This is a genomic window from Actinosynnema sp., assembly GCF_052038725.1.
Map to the genome: position 1 here is coordinate 1 of NZ_JBQGCX010001104.1, position 4,092 is coordinate 4,092.

A 4,092-nucleotide genomic window follows, 5' to 3' on the forward strand; every position below is an offset into this window, starting at 1 on the left:
CTCACGCATGACGCGCGCCGGGGTGGGTCTTGTGGTTGCGCCACGTGGGTGCGGGGGACGCCGGGGCCCGCCGTCCACCGCCCGCGCTACGCCTTCTCGACCTCCTTCACCACGTCCAGGCTCGTCCGCAGCACCACCGGCTTGAGCAGCACCGCCGCCAGCACGCCCACCGCCGCGATCGCCGCCGAGATCAGGAAGACCTGCGCCGTCGCCTCGCCGTACGCCGTCGGCACGTCTCCTGGGTTCGCCGCGACGTCGCGGGCCAGGACGGCGCCCAGGACGGCCACGCCGATCGTCCCGCCGAGCGAGCGGAAGAACGAGACCGCGGAGCTGGCGGCGCCGATGTCCTTCAGCGGCACCGCGTTTTGGACCACCAGGACGAAGTTCTGCATCGTCATGCCGATCCCCGCGCCGACCAGCGCCATCGCCACCGACAGCACCACCAGCGGGGTCTCGCGGTCCAGGAAGCCGAGGATCGCGAAACCCGCCGTGAGCGAGATCGAGCCCGCCACCAGGTACGGCTTGAGCTTGCCGGTGCGGGTCACGAGCCTGCCCACCACCGTCGACGCCACCAGGATGCCCGCCATCATGGGGATGGTCAGCAACCCGGCCTCGGTGGGCGTGTGGCCCCGGCTGATCTGGAAGTACTGGCTCAGGAACACCGCCGCGCCGTACATCGCGGTGCCCGCCGCCAGACTGCCCAGGATGGCCAGCGCGGTCGGCCGTTGGCGCACGATGTCCAGCGGCACAACGGGTTCCGGGACCTTGGTCTCCACCCGCACCGCCGCGCCGAGCAGCAGCACCGAACCGCCCGCCATGGCCAGGCTCGGCCAGGACGACCACGTGAACGCGTCGCCCACGAACGAGACCCACACCAGCAGCAGGCACACGCCCGCCGTGATCAGCGCGGCGCCCGCGTAGTCGACGCGCACCCGCTCCCGCCGCACCACCGGCAAGTTCAGCGTGACCTGCAACAGGACCAGCGCGGCGAGCGCGACCGGGACGCCGATGAAGAAGCACCAGCGCCAGCCCAGCCACGGCGTGTCCACGACCAGACCGCCCAGCAGCGGACCGCCGATCGTGGACACCGCCGTGACGCTGCTGAGGTAGCCGCTGTACCTGCCGCGCTCGCGCGGCGGGATCATCGCGGCGATCGCGATCTGCACCAGCGTCTGCAACCCGCCGACCCCGGCGCCCTGGAGCGCGCGGGCGGCGATGAGCTGACCGGCGTCCTGGCTGAGGCCGCTGGCGAGCGAACCGGCGACGAACACACCGATCGCCACCTGCACCAGCGTCTTCTTGCTGAACAGGTCGGCCAGCTTGCCCCAGATCGGGGTGGTGGCGGTGGCGGTCAGCAGGGTCGCGGTGACCACCCAGGTGTACTGCGCCTGCGAGCCGCCCAGGTCGCTGATCATCCTGGGCAGCGCGGTGGACACGACGGTGCTGCTGAGCGTGGCGGTGAACAGGGCCACCAGCAGGCCGCTGAGCGCCTTCAGGACCTGGGACCTGCCCTCGGTCACCGGCCCGGCTCCTCGGTGAGCAGCAGGACGCTGCCCTCCGCGTCGGCGGACAGGTAGAGGGCGCCGTCGTGGGCGGCCAGTCCGGCGAAGCTCGGGGCCACGCCGGGGAGTCCGGCCGCGAACAGGGCCGGGGTGGGGCGGTCCGGGCCGCCCACCGGGAGGTCCGCCAGCTCCACGCGCGGGTCGCCGCCGTCGAGCGGGATCGAGCGCAGCGAGCGCGTGCCGACCTCGACGACGAACAGCTCCCCGCCCAGCACGGCGATGCCCTGCGGTTCGACGAGTCCCGCGAGCAGGGGCGTCGGGGTCGCGCCGTCCAGGCGGAGCACCGCGCCCTGGCCGGGATCGCTGACGTGGCAACGGCCCTCGTCGTCCAGCGCCACGTCCACCGGGCGGGTCAGGCCGTCCGCGAGCACGGTCACCTCGTCCTCGGGCGAGATCAGCAGCACCCGCCCAGCGCCGGACTCGGCGACGACGAGCGAGCCGTCCGCGCGGACCGCGACGCCGAGCGGGCGGTCCACTCCCCTTGCCCGGTCACGGGTTTCGCCGGTGCGCGGGTCGTGCGTGCGGACCTGGCCGTACTGCGAGGTCAGGTGCAGCAGGCCTTCGTGCGCGGCGATGCCGTGGGTGAACGTGCGCAGCTCGCGGTCGACGCCGTCCGGGCCGAGGGTCGCGGTGCCGTAGTGGTCGGCCGCGCGCACGACACCGCCGAGGTCGACGGTGACGCCGAACGGACCGTCCAACCCGCGCCGCACCACCTCCCTGGTGCGGCCGTCCGGGTGCAGCTCCAGCACACCGCCGCTGGCGTAGCTGGAGACGAACATCCGGTTCTCCGCGTCGAACGCCGCGTTGTCCAGGCCGACCACGCCGCTGGTGATCGTGCTCCGGTCACCGGTGCCGAACAGGTCGATCCTGGTGACCACGCCGGTCGCGGCGCGGGAGAGCACGAGCAGCGCGCCGCCGAGGTCGAAGCGGACCGCTACCGGCTCGAACACGTTGTCGGCCACCAGTTCCGGCTCACCGCCGTCGACGCCGACCCGGTAGACGCGGCCGGTGATCATGTGCGGGTAGTAGAGCAGGCCGTCCGGGCCGAGCTGCATGGCGTTGCCCATGGCGAGGTCGCCGGTGAGCTCCACCGGACCGTCGGCGGTCAGCTCCAGCAGCCTGCCGTTCGGGCGCATCTCGTGGACGTACAGGCGGTTCCCGGCGAACGCGATGCCGTTGGGCAGCACGACCTCGGCGGAGAGCAGCTCGTACTGCCCGTCCGGCGCGCGCCGCCACACCTTGCCGGGCACCAGGTCCGTGACGACCATCGAGCCGTCGGGCGCGAACGCCAGGTCGTCCGGCGACTGGATCGGGCCGCCGGGCGGGACGACGACCTCGACGTCGCCGGTGGCCAGGTCGACGGCGCTGATCCGACCGGCCAGGAACTGCGCGACGTGCAGCCTGCCGTCCGGGCCGAGCGCGACGCCGTTGGAGCCGCGCAGCGGGGACGGGCCGGTCAGGCGGCGGGAGTGCCAGCGCCCGGTCACCGGGCGTCGACCAGCACGTCGTCCATGCCGCCGTCGGCGCGCCAGCGGCGCAGCAGCTCGTGGAACACGACCGGGCCCTCGCCGTAGGACAGGCCGCCGGGGCGGGGCTTGCCCTCGTTGTTGTAGTAGCCGGGGGTGCACTCGGCCTGGAAGTCGAAGCGGTCCACAGTGGACTCGCGCAGCACCTGCTGCCAGGCCTCCTCGGCCTCGGCGCTGGGCTCGACGCGGACGGCGCCGCGCTCGCGGGCCCGCTCCAGCACGGCGGCGATGTGCGTGGCCTGCTCGTCGAGGATGTGGGTGAAGTTCACCGACGAGGCGTTCTGCAGCGGGCCGAGGTGGAACAGGTTCGGGAAGCCGTTGCTGTAGAAGCCGTGCAGCGTGCGGGGACCGCGAGCCCAGGACTCCAGCAGGGTCCTGCCGCCGCGCCCGTGCACCGGCATGGTGCCGGAGACGACGCCGGAGACGCCGACCTCGAAGCCGGTGGCGAAGATGACGCAGTCGACCTCGTACTCGGTGCCGCCGACCACGACACCGGTCTCGGTGAACCGCTCCACGCCGCCGTGGTCGGCGGTGTCGACCAGGGTGACGTTGGGGCGGTTGAACGCCTCCAGGTAGAGGTCACTGAAGGTGGGGCGCTTGCACATGTAGCGGTACCAGGGCTTGAGCAGCTCGGCGACCGCCGGGTCCTCGACGATCTCGTCCACGCGGGCGCGCAGCTCGTTCATCTTGGCGAAGTCGGCGAGCTCCTCGACGCGGGCGAGCTCGTCCGGGGAGAGGTCGGCGGGCGTGGCGCCGGGGATGATCTGCCGCTGGAGCTGGGCGGTGCCGGTCCAGCCGTCGGCGATCATGTCGGTGTCGACGTGCCCGCCGGTGACCAGGTTGAGGAAGTTCTCCATCCGTTCCCGCTGCCAGCCGGGCCGCACCGAGTCGAGCACCGCCTGGTCGGTGGGGCGGTTGCCGCGGACGTCGACCGACGACGGGGTGCGCTGGAAGACGTACAGCTGCTCGGCGGTCTCGGCGACCTTCGGGATCACCTGGATGCC

General features: G+C 72.8%; 3 protein-coding genes. All 3 read right to left on the minus strand.

All coding sequences use genetic code 11. From position 1 onward, the window contains the following. Positions 1 to 86 precede the first annotated feature (86 nt). Positions 87 to 1,520, minus strand: a complete 1,434-nt coding sequence (locus ACTUAL_RS23320; RefSeq protein WP_440901736.1) for an MDR family MFS transporter — start codon at positions 1,518 to 1,520, stop codon at positions 87 to 89. Beyond that, positions 1,517 to 3,049 (minus strand): hypothetical protein, encoded by a 1,533-nt coding sequence (locus ACTUAL_RS23325; RefSeq protein ID WP_440901737.1) that lies wholly within the window; start codon positions 3,047 to 3,049, stop codon positions 1,517 to 1,519. The genes ACTUAL_RS23320 and ACTUAL_RS23325 overlap by 4 nt, the downstream gene beginning before the upstream one ends. Then, positions 3,046 to 4,092: flavin-containing monooxygenase (locus ACTUAL_RS23330; protein ID WP_440901738.1), on the minus strand; the 1,047-nt coding region annotated here is incomplete at its 5' end. The genes ACTUAL_RS23325 and ACTUAL_RS23330, both read right to left, overlap by 4 nt.